This is a genomic window from Imperialibacter roseus, assembly GCF_032999765.1.
In the GTDB taxonomy this organism is placed as follows: Bacteria; Bacteroidota; Bacteroidia; order Cytophagales; family Cyclobacteriaceae; genus Imperialibacter; species Imperialibacter roseus.
In genome coordinates this window covers 1,179,838-1,202,143 of record NZ_CP136051.1, presented here as the reverse complement: position 1 = coordinate 1,202,143, position 22,306 = coordinate 1,179,838, and the positions used below count along the sequence as shown (strand labels likewise).

Below are 22,306 nucleotides of genomic sequence, written 5' to 3'. Positions count from 1 at the left end.
ACGAAATTGCGCATGTCTCCAAAACTCACGACTAACCCATGGGAACCCTCAAAGCGCACCTGAAATGTTAACCTTTTCTTCATTTGCACTAATTACCTGAAAAATAAGTGATTACATAAAAAAATCGTTGCCAGCCCAGATCATTTGGCAATACTGTTGTTAATGGCCGACCTATACCTTTATATTTGCTTTTCTGTGCCTTTTATAGCGCAGCGCCTGGTATATTAAATGTAATCAAGAACCGCACTGATTTAGATGAAAAGCTACTTCGATCTGATTGATCAAACCTTTGAGTTCCCCACTGAGGAATTTAGAGTAGAAAACAATCAATTGTTGTTTAACGAAGTGAACCTGATGGATGTCATAGAACAATATGGCACACCCCTCAAGCTCACTTATCTCCCGAAAATCAGTGAACGAATACAGTACGCCAAAGAAATATTCAATAATGCAATAGCCAAGCATAAATACGGAGGCAAGTACACTTATTGCTATTGCACCAAGTCTTCGCACTTTTCCTTCGTGCTGGAGGAAGCGCTTAAAAACGACATTCACCTCGAAACCTCTTCGGCCTACGACATTCCCATTGTCAGGAACCTGTTTGAAAAAGGCAAGATATCCAAAGACACTTTCGTGGTTTGCAATGGCTTCAAGAGGCCACTCTACACGGAGTACGTTACCGACCTGATCAACGACGGCTTCAAAAACTGTGTGCCCATTCTTGACAACCTGGGAGAGCTTGACAAATATGAATCGGGCGTTACCGTTGACGAGTTTCAAATTGGCATCAGAGTGGCTGCCGACGAGGAGCCGAACTTTGCGTTCTACACCTCCCGCCTTGGCATCAGGTACAACAACATCATCGACTTTTACAAAAACAGAATCAAGGACGGTAAGTCGAAAGCGAAGCTCAAAATGCTTCACTTCTTCATCAATACCGGCATAAAAGACACTGCCTACTACTGGTCGGAGCTTAGCCGGTTCATTTACATGTACTGCGAGCTAAAAAAGACCTGCCCCGAACTCGACACGATCGACATCGGCGGCGGTTTCCCCATCAAAAGCTCCCTGGCGTTTGAATTCGATTACCCTTACATGGCTGAGCAAATCGTTGAAAACATCCAGTGGATCTGCAATAAGAACAATGTGCCGGTGCCGGATATCTTCACTGAATATGGCTCGTTTACCGTAGGCGAAAGTGGCGCAACGATTTATTCGGTGCTTGACCAAAAGCTGCAAAACGACAAGGAGCTTTGGTACATGATGGACGGTTCATTTATTACTCATCTGCCCGATGTGTGGGGATTGAACCAAAAATACATCATGCTGCCCATCAACAACTGGGACAACAATTTCCACAAAGTAAACCTCGGTGGCCTTACCTGCGACAGTATGGACTACTACAACTCAGAAGCTCACACTTCGGAGGTGTTCCTGCCAGTGATTGAAGACGACGAAACACTTTTCTTCGGCTTCTTCCATACCGGCGCCTACCAGGAAAGCCTGGGAGGATACGGCGGCATTCAGCATTGCCTGATTCCCGCCCCCAAGCACATCATCATCGACAGAGACCAGCGAGGCACGGTAACAACGAAACTTTTCAGAGAAGAGCAGGAGAGCGACAGCATGCTGAAGATTCTGGGCTACAAATAGCCAGCTAACTTCTGCTACCGCTAGTCTATTTCATAATGACGTTGGTGACCGCCTCCAAAAGGCTGCTTACGCAGGCATCGGCGGAGGGAAACTTTTCTGCAACCCCGATGCCAATCGTATGCATTCCCAACTTTCTGGCGGGCACCAGGTCCCGGTCGTTGTCGCCCACCATCCATGATTGTTGCGGGTCAACATGATACAAAGCAAGTGCCCTTTCAAAGAGCAGGGAGCCCGGCTTTCGGCCCAGCGATTCCGAGAGCGGAGGGTAGTAGGGTGCATAAAACACGTCGTCGATAAGCCCCGGCAATTGCTCATGCATTTTTGCATGACAAGCCTCCACGTCCTCCTTTGTATAGATAGCTTTGGCAATTCCGGCCTGATTGGTGATGACAACCGTTGTGTACCCCTTTTCTTTTAAGATCTCCAAAGCCTCTTTCACTCCCTTTTCGATGGTAAAGTCCTCAGGTCTAAAGGTATACTCTCCCCTTTCAACATTAATTACTCCATCCCTATCAAGAAATATGGCCTTGTTCATAAACTGATCCCGGTATTTAATCGTTAAAAAAGCGGCAAATTCACTTTATATATTCAAGAAACGAAATGGTTTTAATATGTTTGGCGTTCACTAGCAAAAACTGTGAATAAAGGTTTAGTCATTATCCCAACTTACAACGAAAAAGAGAACGTCGCTCTTATGATCGAAGCGGTGTTTGATTTGTCCATGCAGTTTGACCTGCTTATCGTGGATGACGGCTCTCCGGATGGCACCGCAGCTATTGTTAAGCACATGCAGAGTATTTGGCCAGACAGACTTCATATTCTGGAAAGGGAGGGAAAGCACGGACTTGGCACCGCTTACATAGCCGGATTTCAATATGGGTTGGATAAGGGCTATGAATACATGTTTGAGATGGACTGCGACTTCTCCCACGACCCTAAAGATCTTGAAAAGCTTTACAACGCCTGTGCCAAAGACGGCTTTGATGTGGCCATTGGCTCAAGGTACGTCGACGGGCTGGTGAACGTGGTGAACTGGCCGATAAGCCGGGTAATGATGTCTATTTTCGCCAGTTTATATGTCCGTTTCATCACTGGCATACCAGTGTCAGACACTACTGCAGGCTTCAAATGCTACCGCCGGCACGTGCTGGAAACCATTCCCTTCAACAAAATCAAGTTCGTTGGTTACGCTTTTCAGATTGAGATGAAGTTCACTGCCTGGAAATATGGTTTCAAAATAAAGGAGATTCCGATCATTTTCACTGACCGAAGCCGTGGAGAATCCAAAATGACCCGGGGCATTTTTCAGGAAGCTGTTCTGGGCGTGCTTCAAATGAGGATTTATAGCCTTTTCAGGAAATACCTGCGGGTAGAAGCTTAGTCAAACTTAATAGCAGCAATAGGTCTGATGTTGATAATGACTGTTGTTGGAATAAACAGCGTGAGGTTCACTACCACAAACGTCAGGATATTTACCAACACAATCGCCCACCAGTCCCAATAAATAGGCACGTAGTGCATGTAGTAGCTGGCAGCATCAAGTGGTATGATGTGAAATTGACTTTGAAGCAACCCCAACCCACCGGCAATTACATTGCCCCACAGCATCCCCCTGGCAATGAGCCGCATACCATTCCACGAAAAAATTCGCCTTACCGTCAGGTCCGTGGCTCCGAGGCCTTTCAGCACCCCAATCATGTTTGTGCGCTCCATAATGAGGATGAGCAGAAAAGACACCATATTGAAGCTGGCGACAAAAAGGATGAGTACCAGAAAAATGGCGACATTCCTGTCCAGCATCTGCAGCCACTCAAATATCTGAAAATACTTATTGTCAGCCGTATCGGCGTATAAATCCGAGTCCAGCACATCGTACATCTCATTTTCAGCGGCTTCCATATCAGAAGGGTCACGCAAAAACACCTCATAGCCACCTACTAAAGAGTCGGGCCAGTTGTTGAGGCGTTGTACCAGGCCCAAGTCCCCTAAAATAATCCTGTCGTCAAAGTCTTCGAGACCTGTTTCATAAATGCCAGCAATCGACAACCTTCTGAACCGGGGCGGGTTTTGCACGACATACATGATCACTTCATCACCAATATCCTTCTCCAACTTGTCTGCTATTCTTTGGCTCAATAGCACTTCAAGAGAGTAAGTACTGTCAGAAAAATGCGGAAAATGACCTTTTACAAGGCTTGGCGTAAACCTGGTTGAATCAAAATCTTTCGTCACTCCCTTGAACACCACGCCCAAAACTGCCTCCTCAGTTTTAAGAATCCCCATCTTGTAGCCGATAGGCTGCACATGAGTAACAAAGTCATATTCCTTCCAGTGAGTATAAAAGTCGGATGTGAGGCTAATGGGGGGCTCGTCAAAATTGTTGGATTTCAAAGTATACCGGGAAATCTGCATATGACCCGCAAAACCATATATCTTGTCAACGATCGTAGTCTGAAAGCCTCTGAGGATCAAAAAAGCCACCAAAGCGCTGGCAAGGCCTACAGCAATGCTTGCTACCGCAATCCTGCCAATGGAGGCCGAAAATGACCCTTCATGGTCTTTGTTTATTCGCTTCGATATAAAGTAGGAAAGATTCAAAAATGATTAATTTTGCCAGCAGAATTAGTTTCGACCCTCACAAAAATAAAGACATGCCTCACATTTACACTATGATTAGGATTGCATTTTTTACCATTATGCTGACTGCCTGCGGCTCTGATGCGGCAAAACAAGAAGATAAAAAGGCCCTAGTGGAAGAGGTAGCTGATTCTCAGATAAAAGTTGGTGCTGCGCAGATGGAAGAATACTTGCCACTTCTGCAAAATAAAAACGTGGGTATGGTAGTGAATCATACCACCATGCTGGGGGAAACGCACCTGGTTGACTCGCTGCTAAGCAGAGGCATTGCTATCAAAAAAATATTTGCACCAGAACATGGCTTCCGGGGCGACACCCCCGCCGGCGATAAGGTGGGAAATGAAGTCGACTCGAAAACAGGGATCCCCATCCTCTCCCTGTATGGCAGCCACAACAAACCTACAAAGGAAGACCTTTCGGGCCTTGATGTAGTGATTTTTGACATTCAGGACGTAGGGGCCAGGTTCTACACCTATACCAGCACCATGAGCTATGCCATGGAAGCCTGCGCAGAAAACGGTTTACCATTCATAGTGCTTGACAGGCCCAACCCATTGGGTAATGTAATTGACGGGCCTGTTTTGGAAGAAGCCCAAAAGTCATTTGTGGGTCTCCATCCCATTCCTATTGCCTATGGCCTTACCATGGGTGAGCTGGCCACCATGATCAACAACGAGGGGTGGCTGGAAAATAGCGTTAAAGCCGACTTGCAAGTGATCAAGCTGGCGAATTGGACACATAGCAGCTCTTATAATTTGCCTGTAAGCCCTTCGCCCAATCTACCAACCGACCACTCCATCGCCTGGTATCCTTCTATCTGCCTTTTTGAAGGCACGATGATGAGCCTGGGCAGAGGCACTCACTTTCCCTTTGAAGTATTAGGCTACCCTTCGCCTGAGTTTGGCGACTTTCAATTTACTCCCGTTCCAATTCCGGGCATGTCGATGGATCCCAAGCATCAGGACAAACTTTGTTATGGTACCGACCTGAGGCAAGCTCCCGTACCCAATGCCGTAGACCTCTCCTACCTCATTTCATTTTACAAGAAAACGCCGGCCGACTCCAGTTTTTTTAATAATTACTTCGCCCTTCTGGCGGGAACTCCTGACCTTCGCAAGCAAATTGAGAAGGGAATGAGTGAAGCTGAGATCAAAGCCACGTGGCAGAAAAAGCTTGATGCATACAAGCAGATAAGAAAAAAGCATCTGCTGTATGATGATTTTGAATAAACAGCCTTCATGACAAAGGATCTTCGAATAGTATTTATGGGTACGCCGGAATTCGCCGTGCCAAGTCTCGATATTTTAGTAACCAATGGGTGGAATATTGTTGGGGTGATTACAGCGCCCGACAAGCCACAAGGGAGAGGTAAAAAGCTGGGTGTATCGGCTGTGAAAGCCTATGCCGAAGATAAGGGGCTCAACATCCTGCAACCAACGAACCTTAAGGCTCCTGAATTCATAGCGGAGTTGAAGGCGTTGGACGCCAACCTGCAAATAGTAGTTGCCTTCCGCATGCTGCCCGAAATAGTATGGCAAATGCCGGCCTTAGGCACTTTCAACTTGCATGGCTCACTGTTACCCAAATACAGGGGGGCGGCCCCCATCAACTGGGCCATTATCAACGGCGAGAAAGAAACAGGCGTCACTACTTTTTTTCTGAAACACGAAATTGATACTGGCGATATCCTTTTTCAGGAAAAAGAGTCCATAAGCGATGAGGACAACGTTGGCACAGTGTATGAAAGACTCATGAACAAGGGAGCCGCACTGGTGCTGAAAACTGTCGAAGCCATTGCAGAAGGAAACTACAAGGAACAGCCGCAGGAAATTTTTGAAGATACGCCCACAGCGCCAAAAATATTCAGAGAAACCTGCGAGATCAACTTTGAACAACCGACTGAGCAGGTGGTTGACTTCATCAGAGGCCTATCGCCCTACCCTACCGCCTGGACAACCCTAATGGGCAAAACTGTGAAAGTTTACAAGGCACGAAAAGTCGAGCAAAAGGGCGAAAAAGAAATGATGAGTGACAGCAAGACGTACCTATATCTTAAAACTGCAGATGGATATATCTCCATCGAGGAATTGCAGATGGAAGGCAAGAAAAGGATGGATATTGAAGAATTTCTCAGAGGCAACAGGATATGATTATTTCTCAAATAGTGGCAGTGGCAAAAAATGGCGTCATCGGCAATGATTACAAAATGCTATGGCATATGCCCAAGGATTTTAGGTACTTCAAGGATCAAACAATGGGGCACCACGTGCTCATGGGCAGAAAAACCTTCGAGTCGCTTGGTAAAATTCTCCCTGGCAGAACGTTTATTATTGTAACAAGAGACAAAAACTTCAGCATTGAGGGTGCTCATGTTGTTGACTCTATCGAAAAAGGAATTGCATTGGCAGCCGCAGCCGGGGAAGAGGAACTTTATATCATTGGCGGTGGGGAGGTCTACAAGCAAACACAGCCTATTTCTGACATCCTTTATATTACAGAAATTGATGTAATTGTGGAGGGAAATGTCAAATACCCTCTTCCTGACACACACATTTGGGAAGAAGTTAGTCGAAAAGACATGTCCTCTGACGAAAAAAATCCTTATAATTATTCATTCACCCGGTGGAAAAAAAGAAAGTAGCGTATGGCTGAGGTAAAAGGCAAAGTAGTGTGGATCACAGGCGCATCTTCAGGGATTGGGGAAGCGATTACCTATGAAATGGCCAGAAAGGGAGCGAAACTTATTCTGTCGGCTCGCCGCCAGGAAGAACTGGAAAGAGTGAAAGCTGCTTGTGTAGCATCTGTGCAAGGCCTGGTGGAGGAAAATGTTAAAATACTGACAGTCGACCTGGCCAATGCGGCAAGTCTTGAAGCCAAAGCTAAAGAAGCGGAAGCTATGTTTGGTGTGGTAGACGTGCTTGTAAACAACGGCGGGATCAGCCAGCGCTCACTGGCCAAAGACACTCAGTTGGATGTGGATCGCAAAGTAATGGAAGTCAATTATTTTGGCGCCATTGCCCTTTCCAAGGCACTGCTTCCAGGCATGATCAGCCGAAAAAACGGGCACCATGTCGTGATCTCCAGTGCTGTGGGCATCATCAGCTCGCCTTATCGGACAGGATATGCAGCCAGCAAACATGCTCTGCATGGCTTCTACGACGGCCTGAGGGCAGAACTGCACGACGACAGTATCAAGGTGACCATTATTTGCCCTGGATTTATCCGGACTCAGATTTCCGTCAACTCAATTACTGGCGACGGGGGGAAATTCAACGAGATGGATGACGCTCAGGCAAATGGCATTGCACCGGAAGCGGCAGCAAGGACGATTGTGAGAGCAGTGGAAAAAGAAAAAGAAGAGGTGTACATAGGAGGAGTGAAAGAAGTGGGGGGTATTTATGTGAAGCGGTTTTTTCCTTCTCTCTTCTCACAGATAGTGCGAAAAGTAAAGGTGCGTTAGCAGCTTAAGAAATGAAGGTAAGCCATTGGTATAAAGTGTTGTTACCGGGCAGCTTTTTGCTGCTCATGGTCCTATGGCCCATGGCAAGCAGTGCGCAACCCAGCAGAAGATATCAACTACCATCGGGCAAGTCGGCATCGGATATCCAGCCCAATCAGCTCATCATTAAATTCAAAGACGGCCGCTATTCAACAGGTGGACGGACGTTACAAGCTGTTCCCGATATCACCTCATTCACCATCAGCCAGAAGATATCGATAAAGGAGCTGAAAGCCCTCGATCCTGCATCCAATGCAAGCGCAAGAACACTCCAGCGGCCAAGTAAATACCTGGCTAACATGTACAAAGTTGAGTTGGCAGAAGGCAATGTGCTGGAAGCTATCAACGAATTGCTTCGGTATGACAATGTACTTTATGCCGAGCCAGTTTTCAAAGAGCAGCTCTTTCTGATACCCAACGACCCAGATGCCGCCACAGCGAGCCCCAAGCAGCCCTATCTGTCGTCTATCAAAGCTTATGACGCCTGGGGGATTACGACTGGAGACTCTACCATTGTCATTGGCGTTATTGACACCGGAGCAGACTATACCCACGAGGACTTAAGCAGTAACATCTACTTGAATACAAATGACCCTATCGACGGAGTTGACAACGATGGGAACGGTTATGTAGATGACTACCGTGGATGGGACTTTGCCAATAGAGATAGTGACCCCAAATCAGATTTTGGAGACCACGGCACACACGTTTCCGGTTTATCTTCAGCCAGAACCAACAACGCCAAAGGAATGGCGGGAACAGGCTTTAAGTCTAAGTTTGTCCCCCTAAAAGCATTTAAAACAGAGGATAACACTTCATTTGGCAACTACGAAGCCATCATTTATGCTGCCAATCAGGGCATGGATGTCATCAATTTGAGCTGGGGCTCCACCGGCAATTACAGCCAGGCGGCGCAAGATATTATCAACTACGCCGTATTGGAAAGGGATGTGGTGGTAGTGGCTGCCGCCGGCAACACCAATGCCGAACTCACTTTTTACCCTGCCAGTTACGACCACGTATTGTCCGTAGCGGCCTCGACTAACGATGGTACCAAGTCGTCCTTCGCTACCTATAGCTACTATGTCGACCTGGTAGCTCCGGGCACCGCCGCCTATTCAACAAGAAACAATAGTACCTATGGTACCGCTGATGGCTCATCGTTCTCTTCGCCTCAGGTGGCGGGTGCGGCTGCTTTACTCAGATCTTATTTTTCAAAGTACTCTGCCGTTCAAATCATGGAGCAGTTGCGTATCACAGGCACATCGGTGGACGGGTTGGCAGGCAATGCGCAGTACAAGGGCCTGCTGGGCCGGGGCATGCTCAACATGTACAGCGCCCTGACTGATACGCTTTCTCCTTCGGTGCGTTTGGTGAAAGATTCTTTGCATACCCAGGCCGGGCAGAAGGTTTTTTTTGGCGACACTGTGCACTATGATCTGGAAGCCATTAACTGGCTCAAGCCTGCCTCTGGTCTGGAGATTACACTAGAACCATTGAGTAATTTAGTGACATTGACCGGCAACACCTGGACTACCCCCTACCTGGCCACATTTGATACGACCACCTACGCTTTTTCTGCTATTCTGGATGAAAGTACTCCTCCTGGTTCCAGGGTCATTTTCAAAGCCAAAGTCAAAGCTTCCGGTTACAACGACACCCAATATTTTGAGTTCACCACTCACCCGGATTCGACCACTACCTCGTCAGCCAATCTATCGCTCACCATCAATTCGAAGGGGGATCTCGGCTATACAAAAGACTCTTTAAAGGCAGGCAATGGGTTTACATTTCAAAATATTCGTGTTGTAAGCCATGCTGGCTTCCTGGTGGGAAATAGCGGCGCCTCATTGGCTGACAACGTTGCCAATAACCTCGTATTCGGAACGAGGAACAATGATTTTTCCGTTAAAAAGCACCTCAAGTTATTCGGAGGAACAGTTGCCGACAATTACTACGAAAACAGCTTTACAGCAAGCCTCAGTGAAACCCTGTCAACGCTCGTGGAACAGAAAACGCTGTCCTGGGATTCTCCTGACGACAGAAACTTTATGATCACTGAGTATCGGGTCACAAACACCTCCGCAGATGCTATAGAAAACCTTCATGCCGGACTCTTCACCAACTGGAGCATTGGCAACGGCGACAATAACCGCACCGAATGGGTCGACTCTCTAAGACTCGGGATTACCTACATTGACGAAGACAACATCTATGGCGGGATAGCCCTGCTCACAAACAATACGCCAACTTTTTATGCAGCCGACATCGATAACCTGAACGAAAACATAGCCGTGACTGACTCGCTGCTTACCGATTCGCTTAAGTTTGCCTGGCTGAGTGCAGAAATGGTCAAAACAACTGCCGGCCAAAGCGGAGTAGGCAATAACACTGCTCAAATGAATGGCGTGAAGCTTGGGAACCTTGGTGCCTTTAAAAGTGAAAAAGTAGCTTTTGCCTGGATTACTGCCGAGTCAAAAAATGGGTTCATTACTGCCGTGCAGCGAGCCCGACTCAGGTATGCTGAATTCCAAAACAATCCGAGAACCATCGCCACGGTTTTGGCCTGTAAGGATTCTCCGGTTACCATCAGCCTGTCCGGTGGCACTTCTTTTGATTTCTTTGCCGACGCCGGAGCCACAGACACGCTGCTGATTCACGGAAATGACTACCTGACAGACACCATCAAATCGCCCGCCACCTTTTTCGTGCGAAACGCCGACAACAACTACACTGGCGACCTGTTTTCTGTGCAGGTTAACATGGACGGCCTCGACGCCAATTTCAGCCTTAGCTCAGACACTGTTCTGCTTGAACCAGGTGTTAGCCCCACTATCAGCCTCGCCAGCCAAAGCGAAAAAGCAGTGACCTGGGCCTGGGACTTTGGCAATGGTTCGCAAAGCACTTTAGAAAATGCTCAGGCAAAATTCAACGAGCCTGGCACCTATGACGTAACACTAACAACGAGCAGCAAAGCAGGGTGTGTTTCCAACGCTACTAAAACTGTTTTGGTGGCTAACAGAGCGACACAGCCGGTCATCGATGCCATAGTAATTTGCGCCAATGCTTCCGCAACTATTCAGGCTGCAAATGCTACAAAAATAAAAGTTTATACCGACTCAACGAGCAATGCTGCAGTCTTCGAAGGTGCCTTTTTCACCTCCGGACTGCTTGATAAAGACACTTCGTTTTACGTGGCTAATGCAGACAGCCTTTTTGAAAGCCGCAAAGTCCTGGTTCCTGTACAGCTAAATCAACCCATGGTTGACTTCACCTATCTCCCTGATACTACTCAGTTCGAATCGGCGATCCTTCTGGTCAATCAAAGCTCCAATGCCGTTGGCTACCAATGGTATTTAGTGGATAGCCTCATAGGAGACACAATGAATAGCCAGTTGATTTTGGCAGAGCAAACCGAAATTACCGTCAGGCTGGTCGCCAGCAACGAACAGGGATGTACTTCATCAATTTCAAAACTACTGAGCTTCACCAAGTCGGAGCTGCCGTTGGTGTCCGATAGCCCGGTTTGCCCCGGCGAAAACTTCACCCTGGCGCCAGAAAACGGGAGCAACTTTCTTTTTACCTCAGCAAACACCGGGGAGCCACTGTACAAGGGAAGCAGATTCGACGTTTTGAACGTGACGGACACTGTGAAGCTAATTGTAAAAGGGATCGACTCTATTATTGAAAGTGACCCTGTTGAAGTTTCAATATATCCTTACGACTTCTCTGCAGCCTTCCTTATTGAGCCTGAGGTTCTCATCCTTAAAAAGCAAAGGACTGCCACTTTTACAAGCCTGTCGCCAGGCGCTACTTCGTGGGAATGGATGATCAACGGAAGCCTTGTAGACATTTCTCAGCAGCCCCTGCTGGCATTCGATTCCGCTGGGATTTATGACGTGATGCTGATAGCCCACAATGATGAAGGCTGTGCGGATTCTGTGTCGATGGCGTACCAGGTATTGGAAGTAACCGGGATAGAAACCGCAGTGGACATCTTCAATTTATTCCCGAATCCGGCAAGTGAGACCATAGCTGTTGAACTTCTCAAGCAGCAAAATGACGCTGTTGTGTCCCTCATCAATATGGCTGGTCAGGAGGTTCTTAGGCGATCCTTGACGACAGGCCCAGGGCAATCTGTTGAAATATCAATCGGTTTGCTACCAAAGGGGGTTTACACTATCCGGCTATCAACCGCATCGCAAAGCTGGCAACAGCGGCTCATCAAAAAATAATCTGATCCGTTCTCTAAAAGGTAGTTTTGTTTTTATATTTTTAGATTAACCTAAATTAATTTTATTGTATTTAAAAAATTAACAAGTATATTTGCCTAATAATTAATAAAGGTTGGTCGAAATGCAATTAACTAGGTCTTTATGCTTTTTATGTTTGTTTTGCCTTGTCCTAAGTGGCTGTCAGGAAATCATTCCTGAAGCGCCCGAAGAAAACACGCTGCTTGATGGGCCCGTGGAAGGGCTTTCCAATTCTGAGCGAAAAAGATTCCTTAACGGTGATTTTGCCTTTAATGCAGAAGTATTCTCGTCGGCTAACGGGCTTGGTCCCTTATTTGTCGCCACATCTTGCGGGAGCTGTCACGCCGGAGATGGCAAAGGGCACCCTTTTACCACCCTTACTCGGTTTGGGCAGTCTGCACCCGGAATCAACCCATTCATTGGAAAAGGCGGGCCACAGTTGCAGAACAGGGCCGTGCCCGGGTATGAGCCAGAGCAGCTTCCTGATGGAGTCACATTCTCCAGATTTACTCCACCCGCCAATACTGGCCTCGGATTCCTTGAAGCGTTGACAGATGCGCAAATCCTTGCCAATGCTGACCCCGACGATAGCGACGGAGATGGGATTTCGGGCGTGCCCAACTACATCACTCCTCCGCCCTACTTTCAGCCTGGCGCAACGCATGCAGCTATTGACGGCAAGTACATTGGCAGGTTCGGGAAAAAGGCCGCCGCCATTGACCTTCTTCATCAAACCGTAAACGCCTATAACCAGGACATCGGCGTTACTACTACCTTCGAGCCAGTTGACCCACACACACATTTGGCAACCGATCCGGAAGTGTCCGATCAGGTGGTCCACGATTTGGTATTTTATCTTCAAACGCTTAAGGAGCCCATACCCCGGGCGAGCTCAAATGCTGACGTGGTGAAAGGCAAAGCGCTGTTTGCGTCAATTGGATGTGCCAGCTGCCATGTTCAAGAGTGGACAACACCGGAAACGACTATCAAAGCACTTTCCAACAAGAAATTCTACCCCTACACCGACCTGCTCCTGCACGACATGGGGCCCGGGCTTGATGATGGTTACACAGAAGGCTCCGCTGAAACATACGAATGGCGTACGCCGCCTCTTTGGGGGTTGGGGCTTTCACCCGCCTCACAAGGTGGCAGCTATTTTCTGCTGCACGACGGCAAGGCACAAAGCATCGAAGAGGCTATCCTGCTCCATGGCGGTGAGGGACAATTCAGTAAAACGCAGTTTGAACTGCTGGCCAAAGAAGACAAAGACGCTATCCTCAAATTTCTTAAATCACTGTAGCCATGGATAGAAAAAAATTCATCAAAACATGTGGCATTGGCTGTGTGGGCATGCTGGGAGGCCTAAGCCTTCTGCAAAGCTGCGCCGGAACAAAATACATTACCGGTCAGATAACCGGGTCATCTTTACTGGTTCCCCTCTCCTCTTTTGAAGAAGAAAAGAAGGGACAAAAGGCATTCAGGAGGTATGTGGTAGTGCAAAATGAAAAGCTGGAGTATCCGATCTGTGTTTACAGGTTCTCGGACACGGACTTCATTGCCGTACTCATGCGATGCACACACCAGGGAACAGAACTGCAGGTGTTTGGCGACAGGCTACAATGCCCGGCTCACGGCAGCGAATTCTCCAGTAACGGAGCTGTACAAAACGGCCCGGCAGACAAAAACCTGAGAAGATTCCTCATTAACAAGGAGAATGATATGTTAAAAATTGACCTCTCATGAAATCCATTTTCATTACCCTGATATTTTTCAATCTAAGTTTAGCTGTACAAGCCCAAATAGACAGCACCTTATTGCGGCGGTCACCGGTTGATACCACAAAGGCCAAAGGAATGAACATGGACGCCGTTTACAACAGGCCATTTCTTCAGATGGGAAAAATGCCCGTTTCTCTTGGTGGGTATGTCGAAGCTGATTATCAATACATGGGTGAAGACGGTGTGACTGACGGCCACACGTTCCGCATTCCAAGGATGACCTTATTTGTCGCATCCACCATCCATAGAAAGATTAAGTTCCTCTCGGAATTGGAGCTGGAGGAAGGTGGTAAAGAAATTTCCATAGAATTTGCTGCTATGGATTTCAGCTTTCATCCTCTAATTAATTTACGTGGGGGCGTGGTCATGAATCCAATCGGGGCCTTCAACCAAAATCACGACGGCCCAAAATGGGAGTTTGTGGATCGTCCGGTTGCCATGACCCAAATGCTGCCCGCCACCTGGAGCAATGTCGGCTTTGGACTCTATGGCAAGCAATATGTGAATGACTGGGCATTTGGCTACGAAGCTTATGTAACCAATGGCTTCGACGATTCCATTATCAGCAATGCTGAAAACAAAACTTTCCTGCCAGCTTCAAAGGCCAGCAAGGACAGGTTTGAAGAAAGCAGCAATGGGCGGCCTTTGGTTACCGGTAAGCTTGCGCTAAGGCACAATATGGTAGGAGAAATCGGCCTGTCGTACATGGGCGGCGTGTTCAACAAGTTTCAAGACGACGGCCTTGTACTTGACGATAAAAGACGCCTGGATGTGTTGGCTGTGGACGTCAACACCACGCTGCCGTTTAGCAAAACGTATGTCGTGGGTGAATGGGCCTGGGTGATGGTAGACGTGCCCGAAACCTACAGTCAGACTTACGGCAACAAGCAGAGAGGGGGCTTTATTGATGTAGTGCAACCTGTGCTAAGTCAGCCAATGCTGGGATTCAGCAATGCAGTACTGAATATTGCCTGCAGGCTGGAGTATGTCGATTGGAATGTGGGAAAGTTTGAGGAGACAGGCGGCAATATCTCAGACCACCTATGGGCTATTGTGCCAGCTTTGAGCTTCCGCCCGACTGCGCAAACCGTGATAAGAGCCAACTACCGATACATGCAACAAACAGACTTGCTGGGCAACCCGCCTGCCTTGATCAGTGGCGTGCAGATTGGGGTTTCGAGTTATTTTTAACGCAAAAAAGAGAAAGGTCGTTCCTTAGTTCAAGAAACGACCTCTAATTGCAAAACTCAGAAGCTTCACCTACTCACTCCTCAGCGACCTGGCCGGGTTGGTCAACGCCGCCCTCCTTGCCTGATCTGATACGATAGCCAGGGCGAAACTCAGGGCCACAACCCCCACCAATGGGAATATCCACCAATCGATGCTGGTGTGAATGGTATAACGCTCCAGATATTTGCTAAGCAGGTACCAGGCCATTGGGGCAGACACCGCAAAAGCGATAAGCACAAGCTTGGTAAAGTCTTTGGAAATTAGTGCTACCAAACTGAACACTGAAGCGCCAAGCACTTTCCTTACCCCAATCTCCTTGATCCTCTGCTCCGCCGTGAATGAGGCAAGGCCAAACAGTCCCAACCCTGTAATGAAAATGGTAAGAAAGGAAAAGATAGTCGCCAGCCTTTGAGTCATATTGATGGTGGTGAACTTCTTCTGGAATTCCACGTCAACAAAAGTGTATTCAAATGGGTAGGCGGGGTTGTGTTTGTTAAATACGTCGCCTACCACCGCCAGCGAAGCTTGCAGGTCATCCGTAGCTTTTAGCCTCACGGTAATGGCATCCGTCCAATTGGGATCCAAAATCATGAACATAGGTTTGACAGGATCGTAAGGTGAACCCATCATCACATTGTCCACCACACCAATGAGCTTCCTTTTGCCGCCCCATAGATCCAGTGGTGTGCCCAACGGCTCTTCCAGTCCCATCAAATCAAGAGCTGCTTTGTTGATAACAATGGAGGCAGTGTCGGTCGTAAATTCCTTCGAAAAGTCCCTGCCCATCAACACTTCGATACCCATGGTTTTGGCGTAATCATATTCGCAGGCAATTGTTGTGAAAATCACCCGCTGCGTTTCCGGCTTACCAGGCCAGCCCAAAAAATTGTTGGAGTTGATATCAGTAATGGCACTGTTAGAACGAGTTACAGACTCTACATAACCGGACTGCTCCAGCTCTTCTTTGAAGATGTAGTAGTTTTTCGCTATCTCTTCATTGTTCTGAATGGTGATCAGGTTCTCTTGCTTATAACCCAGCTCCCGGTTCTTAGCCAGCTCAATTTGCTTGAATATCACCACTGTGCTGATCATCAGCATAATGGCAAAAGCAAATTGTATGATAACAAGTACCTTTCTTGGTGTTGCACCACTTTTACCCACAGAAAAAGACCCCTTCAGGGTGCGAACCGGGTTAAATGAAGAGAGGTAAAATGCCGGGTAGCTGCCTGAAAGTATACCTGTTACAAACACCACAACGATTGAGTAAATCCAGAACTGAGATGAAGTGAAGTCAATCACCAGTTCCTTTTCTACCAGGTTGTTGTAAGCTGGCAGCACCAAAAGAGAGATGATCACAGCAATAAAAAACGAGAGCATTGACAGAAAGAGTGACTCTCCCAGAAACTGCGCAATCAACTGCCCCTTTCTCGAGCCAAGGCTCTTTCTTATTCCTACTTCTCTGGCCCGGCGTTCGGAGCGGGCGGTGGAAAGGTTCATGAAATTGATACAGGCAATAACAAGAATAAAAATAGCGATTGCTGTAAACAGCCTTACGTAGTCGCTCATTCCTCCAGTGACCTTTCCGTTTTCAAATGAGGAGTACAGTCTCCACTTCAAAAGCGGGTGAAGAAACAGCTTTGTAATGAGTTCTGTTTCTCCATGCTCATAAAGCATATTTTCGATGCCAGCCACCACCTCCGGCCGCTTCGATGCATCCACTAACTCCACGTATACCTGAAAAGAGTAGTTGCCCCAGTTGGTCTTGTTTTCAACTACCCAGGGATTGATAGCTTCTCTGTGCTTCCAGGGCATCAGGTATTCCAACTCAAAGGAAGAGTTATTGGGTATGTCTTTGAGAATACCAGTTACTTTCAATGAACTCTTATCGTCCACCCGAATGACCTGCCCCATTGGGTCTGCATCGCCGAAAAGTGACTTGGCCAAAGACGTTGTAATGACAATTGAAGACGGGTCGTCCAGCACAGTTGCAGCATCTCCTACTAGCAGTGGAAACTCAAACATTTCCAAAAACTCTTCCCCGACATAATAGCCCTGCTGCATCATTCGCTTTTCTCCGACCTTAAGCAGGTGGTTGCCGCCCCAGTCGGCCACGGTGGTGTTGGCGATGCCACTGTGAGCATCCTTCAATGCCTCATAAGTCGGCAATGGCACCGACCGCCACGAGTTGATTTTACCATCAAACTCGGCGTTTCCCCATACCTGATACAGCCTGTCTGCCTTGGGGTGAAAGGAGTCGAACGAGGTTTCGTCGGCTACCCACAGCAAGATGAGCAGGCTACACGTGAACCCTACCGAAAGCCCTGAAATATTAATAATCGAATAGAGCCGGTTTTTGCCAAGGCTACGAATGGCAACGATAAGAAAATTTTTGAGCATGGGTTTGAGTTTTTGACTAGTACATTTCCAGTGACAAGTCCGAAAGAAAAGGGTTGCAGGAACCACGCAACTTTCGTTACTCGCCCTCCCTTCGGCCTGGAGTGAGTACTTAGGTTGAGGAGAAAGGTTACAAGCCTATTTAGTTACTAGAAGATCTGCGGGTAATCTATTTGTTCAATCATCAGGATATCTGTATTTTAAACCATCAGTGATAGCAAAATCCTATGCCTAACACCTACAATAAAGTCTATATCCAAACTGTTTTTGCCGTGAAATTTCGTCAGGCGCTCATCCAAAAAGAATGGAGAGCTGACTTAATGGGGGTGATTGGTAATCTGATCAACGAGGCTGGATGCAAGAACATCATTGTCAATGGAGTGGATGACCATGTGCACTGCTTTTTCCAGTTAAAACCGTCTTTGGCCATTTCCGATGTCATGAAGTCGGCCAAGGCCAAATCATCGAAATGGATCAATGACAACAAGCTCACCCCACAGCGCTTTGAATGGCAAGGCGGCTTTGGTGCGTTTTCATACAATCAATCACAGGTGAACAATGTGTTCAACTACATCAAAAACCAGGAAGCCCATCACAACAAACAGGGCTTCATTGAAGAATACATCGAATTTCTGGAACGATTCGAGATTGATTATGACAGGGAATATTTGTTTAAAGAACCAATTTGACATTTCGCTTGGAATAAATTCCAAGCAAGGTAGAAAACCGTGCCGATGGCACTAATCAATTGCATCGCCGTACTCAAAGTGCCGTAGGTACGACATATGATATGACCGTAACTTTGGATTCATCCCAGGTTACACTCTTCAAATCCGCACATCATCATTACCAATCAGCCTTGAATAAATTCAAGCCTGCATAGAAAACCGTGCCGATGGCACTGGCAAATTGGATTACCATACTCAAAGTGCCGTAGGTACGATCGATACCCGTAACCTTGGACTTATCCAAGGTTACCCTCTGCAAAGCTGCACATTATCACCAATCAGCCTCGAATAAACTCTAGGCTGTCTAGAAAACCGTGCCGATGGCACTGGCAATTAGATCACCATAATCAAAGTGCCGTAGGCACGAGCCATTTTCCAAACCCTGAATTTATTCTGGGTGGATCCGAAGAATCAAAACCCACCTACACCGACGATCAATCCATATAACCTTGGATTTATCCGAGGTTACTACCAGTGAAGCTACTCTTCCCTCCCTTTCACCACCAAAAACCAATCATTCTCCAGCGGCAGGTAGCCATAATCGTAGCAGTAATAATAGATATTGCCTTTGCGGTTCGTATAGGTATGCGTCATGTAGCGAAACTGAAAACCACCCTGCGTTAGCTTATCTCTATGGGCCTTGGCCATAACCTCTCCCTCCGGCACAATGCCTTCCAGAATATTCCTATTCTTCTTCAAAGCATTGTTAATATTCCGAACGAGGTTGTTGCTGGCCGACTTCGTTTGATTGTTATAAGTATTGCGGCAATAGTCGTCGCAAAATTTCTTATCAATCCTTCCCTGCAAAGGTTTCCCACAAGCCAGGCAGGTTTTTGAATCTACTATTTCACTCATTATCAAATAGTTTACCCACCAATATAACACCAATATTATCCGAAAACAAACGTTTGTAAACGTTTACAAACGACTACTATCGAATGTAAACGACTAGAAACCGGCTTTCGTTTTTGGCTCCCTGCACCTTTGTATCGTCGGTTCGGCAAAAGCAACTAAGCCAACGCCTTCCGACTGAGATAAAAATTTTTAACCAAAACAATTACAGTTATGTACGCTTTAAAAAACAAAGTGCAGTTGATCGGAAACATGGGTGCCAAAGCAGAAGTGCGCACCACAGACAGTGGAAAGAAAATGGCAAGGTTCAGCCTGGCTACCAATGAGAGCTATCGCAATGCGAAAGGTGAAAAAATAACAGAAACGCAATGGCATCAGGTAGTGGCCTGGGGCAAGGTGGCTGAAATAGTCGAGAAGTACACGGACAAGGGTTCGGAGCTGGTGGCGGAAGGCAAGCTGGTGCACCGCAGCTACGAAGACAAAGAAGGTAACATGAAGTACATTACCGAAGTGCAGCTAAATGAGCTCCTCCTCCTGGGCGACAGAAGCTCATCGAAATAATGCTATCAACTTTAAATGCTGGCCGGTCAACTGATCGGCCAGTTTCTTTTTACAACTTTCTTAACTTCACGATCTCCATGAAGAATTCAGACACATCCAATCAGCTTTTCCAGCTGGCAGCCTCGTTTGTCAACCATACCAGCAGACACTTGTTTCTGACCGGAAAGGCTGGCACGGGAAAGACCACTTTTTTAAAACACATTGTAGAAACCACCGGGAAAAACTATGTGGTAGTGGCACCCACAGGTGTAGCCGCTATCAACGCAGGCGGGGTCACCATGCACTCCTTTTTTCAGCTTCCATTTGGGCCCTTCCTTCCTATCAAGCGCAATTGGACGGGGCAGGAAACCGACGGCGCTCACGACAAGCTATCGCTGTTTCAAAAAATGAAAATGCACAGCAACAAACGTAAGTTGATGCAAGAGCTTCAGCTGCTGATCATCGACGAGGTATCCATGGTGCGTGCCGACATGCTCGATGCCATCGATCAGATCCTTCGTCATTTTCGCAGGCGATTTCACGAGCCATTTGGTGGCGTGCAGGTGCTTTTGATAGGCGACCTGTATCAGCTGCCGCCAGTGGTGCAAGACCATGAGTGGACTTTGCTTGAGGAGCACTACAAAAGCCCTTTCTTTTTTGATGCCCACGTAATGTCCGAAGCATCTGTCTTGCGCATTGAATTGCAGAAGATTTACCGCCAAACGGAAAAGGACTTCATTGGCCTACTCAATGGCATCAGAACCAACACCGTTACCAGAGAACAGCTGGCCATGCTCAACAGGCGTTTCCTTCCTGACTTCAGAATTCCTGAAGGAGAAAACTATATAACTCTCACCTCCCATAACCATAAAGCGCATGCCATCAACGAAGAAGAACTCTTAAAGCTACCTGGCAAGACCTACAATTTCAAAGCGTCAGTGGAAGGTGAATTCAGCGACAGGGCCTATCCTGCCGATGAGATTCTGCAATTGAAGGTCGGTGCTCAGGTGATGTTCATCAGGAACGACAAGGGAGAAGAAAGGCAGTACTATAATGGTAAAATAGGCATCGTCAAAAGTATTGACAACGACAAGATCATTGTCTCTACACCAGAGGATAATTCGACGATTCGACTGGTGCAGGAAGAGTGGCAGAACATGCACTATTCTTTCAATAGCGAAAAGAACAGCATTGACGAAAAAATTATGGGGAGGTTCAAGCAGTATCCTGTGAGGCTGGCCTGGGCCATCACCATTCACAAGAGCCAGGGCTTGACGTTTGATAAAGCGATTATCGATGCTGGTCAGTCGTTCGCTTCCGGCCAGGTGTATGTGGCACTCAGCCGATTGACCAATATGGAAGGATTGGTTTTGCGTTCAGCCATTCCGCCGCAAAGCATCCTCAGCGATGATAAAGTCAATGAGTTTGTTGCTCAGTCTGAAAGCGAAGAGTCGCTTTCGCCTCTACTGAAAATCGAGCAAAAGGCTTTCATCGAGAATAAATTGACGACTACCTTTCAATGGCAGACTATTTGCCAGGAAGTGACCGATTTTTACAAGGGCTTTGATGGCCGCCAGGTGCCCAATAAAGAAGAAGCAGTTGAGTTGTTCAGTAAAATGGTGCAAACCACGCTTGGTCACAAAGATGTGGCGGATAAGTTCCTGGCCCAACTTCAAGGCTTGTTACCCCACGCAGAGCAAGACAGATACGCTCAGCTCCACGAACGCATGTCGGCTGCACAGGCTTATTTCGATAAGCGCATGGCTGAAGAAGTCTTCGAGCCCCTGAAAGCTCATATCGCTTCAATGATGAAAAAGCAGCGTATAAAAAAGTACCTGAAAGAACTACACGCACTTCAGGTGCAGTTGCTTGCCCGACAACAATTGATTGAACAGGCTCTGCTGCTAACCAAAGGCTTAAGCGAGGGAATCGACAGCAGCCAGGTGTTGCAGCAAGCCGACAAACATCACAGGGAAGTAGCTGAGAAGCTTCCGCCTCCTCCCCGGCTGCCCAAAGCCAAGGTAGGCGACAGTAAGCAAACATCGATGGACTTGTTCAAAAAGGGCAAGTCCATTGCTGATATAGCCGAGGAAAGAGGATTGGCCGTGGGCACTATCGAAGTCCACCTGATCGATTTTATCAAGACGGGAGAGCTCTCCATTTTTGATCTTGTTCCAGTAGAAAAAGTGGAAAAAATACTTCCATTGGTTCAAAAGGCTGAGAATTTCAGCGCCACTCCTATCAAGGTTCAGCTAGGCGATGATTATAGCTACAACGATATAAGGGCGGTTTTCAATCACTTTATCTGGAATCAAAGTCAGAATTGAGAAAAATTTGGTATCTTATATTCAGCGCAAAGAATCATGAAGAGTATAAACATTAAGATAGCCGACGAACTCTATGAGAAGAGTTTAGCTTATGCTGAAAAACATGGAACAACATTAAATGAAGTGGTTGTTCAGTTTCTAAAAAAGATGGTGACAGGCGACAACCACTCTCTTAGTCAAAAACTTAAAACCCTTCAATCTCAAATTGGGGTTCAGACGAGAAATTCAAGTTTTACTCGTGATGAGCTATATGAAAGATAACAGAAAAAAAACTAGCCCAAAACCTTCCAGCCCAGTCTGCTTCAATGACAGTCCCGAACTCCGGGAGGAATACAAGGCTTTTCCCAGACCTGAAAAACAAGAACCAAATCAGACCAAAGGCAAAAAGGACAAATAACCCTTAAATGCTTTCTCC

General features: G+C 47.0%; 18 protein-coding genes. 14 read left to right on the top strand and 4 right to left on the bottom strand.

The window, feature by feature from the left end:
• Nucleotides 1–255: 255 nt before the first annotated feature.
• Nucleotides 256–1,653 carry a type III PLP-dependent enzyme domain-containing protein gene (locus RT717_RS05265; protein WP_317490687.1) on the top strand — a complete coding sequence of 466 codons (1,398 nt, stop codon included), beginning with the start codon at nt 256–258 and terminating at the stop codon, nt 1,651–1,653.
• A gap of 25 nt (nt 1,654–1,678) precedes the next feature.
• On the opposite strand, the gene RT717_RS05260 is transcribed toward RT717_RS05265, so the two are convergent.
• Entirely contained in the window at nt 1,679–2,188 is a 510-nt protein-coding gene (locus RT717_RS05260) for a D-glycero-alpha-D-manno-heptose-1,7-bisphosphate 7-phosphatase (protein WP_317490686.1), read from the bottom strand.
• A gap of 102 nt (nt 2,189–2,290) precedes the next feature.
• Here RT717_RS05260 and RT717_RS05255 point away from each other — a divergent pair, with 102 nt between their 5' ends.
• On the top strand, nt 2,291–3,034 hold the full coding sequence (locus tag RT717_RS05255; protein WP_317490685.1) for a polyprenol monophosphomannose synthase: 744 nt from the start codon (nt 2,291–2,293) through the stop codon (nt 3,032–3,034).
• On the opposite strand, the gene RT717_RS05250 is transcribed toward RT717_RS05255, so the two are convergent.
• Nucleotides 3,031–4,251, bottom strand: a complete 1,221-nt coding sequence (locus RT717_RS05250) for an ABC transporter permease (protein WP_317490684.1) — start codon at nt 4,249–4,251, stop codon at nt 3,031–3,033. The two genes, RT717_RS05255 and RT717_RS05250, sit on opposite strands and share 4 nt — an antisense overlap.
• A 71-nt stretch (nt 4,252–4,322) precedes the next feature.
• Here RT717_RS05250 and RT717_RS05245 point away from each other — a divergent pair, with 71 nt between their 5' ends.
• The 8 genes from RT717_RS05245 (at nt 4,323) to RT717_RS05210 (ending at nt 15,011) form a co-directional block, all read left to right on the top strand.
• The gene (locus RT717_RS05245; RefSeq protein WP_317490683.1) at nt 4,323–5,519 is read left to right on the top strand and encodes an exo-beta-N-acetylmuramidase NamZ family protein; all 1,197 of its coding nucleotides are present in this window, start codon (nt 4,323–4,325) and stop codon (nt 5,517–5,519) included.
• 9 nt (nt 5,520–5,528) lie between these two features.
• Complete coding sequence (fmt, locus tag RT717_RS05240; protein WP_317490682.1) at nt 5,529–6,440, top strand: methionyl-tRNA formyltransferase; 912 nt, start codon at nt 5,529–5,531, stop codon at nt 6,438–6,440.
• Nucleotides 6,437–6,931: a dihydrofolate reductase gene (locus RT717_RS05235; protein ID WP_317490681.1), complete on the top strand. Its 495-nt coding sequence runs from the start codon at nt 6,437–6,439 to the stop codon at nt 6,929–6,931. The genes fmt and RT717_RS05235 overlap by 4 nt, the downstream gene beginning before the upstream one ends.
• A gap of 3 nt (nt 6,932–6,934) precedes the next feature.
• Nucleotides 6,935–7,750 (top strand): SDR family oxidoreductase, encoded by an 816-nt coding sequence (locus tag RT717_RS05230; protein ID WP_317490680.1) that lies wholly within the window; start codon nt 6,935–6,937, stop codon nt 7,748–7,750.
• Between the two features lie 11 nt (nt 7,751–7,761).
• Nucleotides 7,762–12,024 (top strand): S8 family serine peptidase, encoded by a 4,263-nt coding sequence (locus tag RT717_RS05225; protein ID WP_317490679.1) that lies wholly within the window; start codon nt 7,762–7,764, stop codon nt 12,022–12,024.
• A 154-nt stretch (nt 12,025–12,178) separates the two neighbouring features.
• The gene (locus RT717_RS05220) at nt 12,179–13,342 is read left to right on the top strand and encodes a di-heme oxidoredictase family protein (RefSeq protein ID WP_317490678.1); all 1,164 of its coding nucleotides are present in this window, start codon (nt 12,179–12,181) and stop codon (nt 13,340–13,342) included.
• A gap of 2 nt (nt 13,343–13,344) precedes the next feature.
• A complete protein-coding gene (locus tag RT717_RS05215) occupies nt 13,345–13,785 on the top strand; it encodes a Rieske (2Fe-2S) protein (protein ID WP_317490677.1) in 441 nt (146 codons plus the stop codon).
• Nucleotides 13,782–15,011, top strand: coding sequence for a hypothetical protein (locus tag RT717_RS05210; RefSeq protein ID WP_317490676.1), 1,230 nt, complete (start codon nt 13,782–13,784; stop codon nt 15,009–15,011). The genes RT717_RS05215 and RT717_RS05210 overlap by 4 nt, the downstream gene beginning before the upstream one ends.
• Nucleotides 15,012–15,080: 69 nt before the next feature.
• Here RT717_RS05210 and RT717_RS05205 read toward each other — a convergent pair whose 3' ends face one another.
• Complete coding sequence (locus tag RT717_RS05205; RefSeq protein ID WP_317490675.1) at nt 15,081–17,447, bottom strand: ABC transporter permease; 2,367 nt, start codon at nt 17,445–17,447, stop codon at nt 15,081–15,083.
• A gap of 224 nt (nt 17,448–17,671) precedes the next feature.
• Between RT717_RS05205 and tnpA the strand changes: the two genes are divergently transcribed.
• Nucleotides 17,672–18,133, top strand: coding sequence for an IS200/IS605 family transposase (gene tnpA, locus RT717_RS05200; RefSeq protein WP_317490674.1), 462 nt, complete (start codon nt 17,672–17,674; stop codon nt 18,131–18,133).
• Nucleotides 18,134–18,652: 519 nt separating this feature from the next.
• On the opposite strand, the gene RT717_RS05195 is transcribed toward tnpA, so the two are convergent.
• Nucleotides 18,653–19,027, bottom strand: coding sequence for a hypothetical protein (locus RT717_RS05195; protein ID WP_317490673.1), 375 nt, complete (start codon nt 19,025–19,027; stop codon nt 18,653–18,655).
• A 210-nt stretch (nt 19,028–19,237) separates the two neighbouring features.
• Between RT717_RS05195 and RT717_RS05190 the strand changes: the two genes are divergently transcribed.
• The 3 genes from RT717_RS05190 (at nt 19,238) to RT717_RS05180 (ending at nt 22,152) form a co-directional block, all read left to right on the top strand.
• Nucleotides 19,238–19,585: a single-stranded DNA-binding protein gene (locus RT717_RS05190; protein ID WP_317490672.1), complete on the top strand. Its 348-nt coding sequence runs from the start codon at nt 19,238–19,240 to the stop codon at nt 19,583–19,585.
• A 77-nt stretch (nt 19,586–19,662) separates the two neighbouring features.
• On the top strand, nt 19,663–21,891 hold the full coding sequence (locus tag RT717_RS05185) for a helix-turn-helix domain-containing protein (protein ID WP_317490671.1): 2,229 nt from the start codon (nt 19,663–19,665) through the stop codon (nt 21,889–21,891).
• Nucleotides 21,892–21,927: 36 nt separating this feature from the next.
• Nucleotides 21,928–22,152, top strand: a complete 225-nt coding sequence (locus RT717_RS05180) for a hypothetical protein (RefSeq protein WP_317490670.1) — start codon at nt 21,928–21,930, stop codon at nt 22,150–22,152.
• The last annotated feature ends 154 nt before the right edge of the window (nt 22,153–22,306 follow it).